This is a genomic window from Streptomyces sp. NPDC051133, assembly GCF_040682635.1.
GTDB lineage: Bacteria > Actinomycetota > Actinomycetes > Streptomycetales > Streptomycetaceae > Streptomyces.
Genome location: NZ_JBFBBK010000226.1, coordinates 1 through 1,490, shown reverse-complemented (window position 1 = coordinate 1,490; position 1,490 = coordinate 1). Strand labels below are relative to the sequence as shown.

Sequence of the window (1,490 nt, the reverse complement as noted above, 5' to 3'; positions counted from 1 at the left end):
GGCTTCCCGGCCAGCTGTGCCAGCTGGGGATCTGCAGGCATGGGCAGGGAACCACTGATGTCCATGGGGATCTTGATTTCGGCAAGGGGCTTCGGGAACGGCTGCCCGTTCTCCGTGACGTCCAGCCTGGGCGCACCCACGATCATCATCGTGCCGATCCCGTGTGAGACGCCGTGGTAGGTGGACCAGCCGATCCAGCCCATGTAGCCCGGAGGGACCGTTACCGTGTCTGCTTCGCCGTCATCCTCGCTGGTGCCCCATGAGTACTGGAAGGAGGCTGCAACTGAAAAGCTGACCGTTTCTGATGCTCCCGCGCCCAGGGGTGCCTGTTGGAACGTAGCACCGACGGTCAGCGTTGTCGTGAGACCTATCGTCGATGTAGCCGTTCTGGTAAACGAGTGGGATTTAGTCACCAAGTCGTTTCCGACCGAGTTGCAGTTGAAATCGATGTTGCTCAGCGGCGCCTCCCAATGCGGGTCTTCCTTGGTGCGCATCTCTTCGTAGTAGTTGGTCATGGCGCATTGCCCCCAGCCGGTGCCCATGCCCACCCGATTGCAGTAGTTGTAGTAGTCCCTGTTGGTCCATATTCGACCATGCTGGACGGCCACGGGCTGGTTCAGGGTGTATGCGTCGGTCGCTGTAGCCTGCAAAAGACCGTCAGCGTGGGCAGGTTGAGTCGCGCATACGAGTGCGGACGCGAAACATGCCGCCGCCGCTGTTCTCGCCATACACCGCATGCGTGTCGGTCGATTCAATTTTCGTCCTCTCGCAGAAGAGAGCGAAGTCCGGAGCGTATCCCGGCTGAACAGACGTAGCCTCCAATGGCAGAAGAGTACGCCGCCAGGCGGCACAGTGTAAAAAGGCCACCTACATCCTTGCGCAGCCGCTCAGCGCTTCGCTGTGTGACGCCCGATTCATGATCAACCAACGACGTGCTGTACGACAGCGAATGATGATCAGTCCGTGATCCATTTTCCACCTTGACGGATATTGAGTTGACGTGGGGGCGGTGCATTAGAAAAAGACGGATGCATCCACGTATTTGCAGAGTGCCCAGAATTCGCCTGGGCCCAGTGGACTGCCCTCCGCCAGGCGTGGCGCTGCCGCCTCTGCCGTGCTCTGCTCGAGGAGCAAGTACACAAGCGGTTCGTCAGATTCATTGAGATCTCCACCGGAGTGGGAAAACACGGGGCTGCCAAGATCATTCGCAGTACTCCGCCGGCCTGGGCCGAGGCGAAGCGAATCCTTAACTCGTTCTGCCCTCAGCCCTGATCAGGGATCTGCACTGAGCTTGTTCAGTTTGGCCACCATCGGGTGGCGGTGAGGTCGGCGAAACATGCGAGGCCCGCGGGGTGTTGAGCGGGATGTCTTACGTCCGTTGCTCGTTACCTCGGGGCCGTCGCGACGCTGACGTACGTCTACGCCGACTCGACCGCGGTCCTCGGCCCGCTCGCCACCTACGCCGAACCCCACTGCTACGACCTGTGCGC

At 60.5% G+C, this 1,490-nt stretch carries 2 pseudogenes; one reads left to right on the top strand and one right to left on the bottom strand.

Features of this window, described 5'->3' with window-relative positions:
* A pseudogene (locus AB0N17_RS46630) lies at positions 1 to 608 on the bottom strand (hypothetical protein); the annotation flags it as partial.
* Between the two features lie 787 nt (positions 609 to 1,395).
* On the opposite strand from AB0N17_RS46630, the pseudogene AB0N17_RS46625 reads away from it, so the two are divergent.
* A pseudogene (locus AB0N17_RS46625) lies at positions 1,396 to 1,490 on the top strand (DUF3499 family protein); the annotation flags it as partial.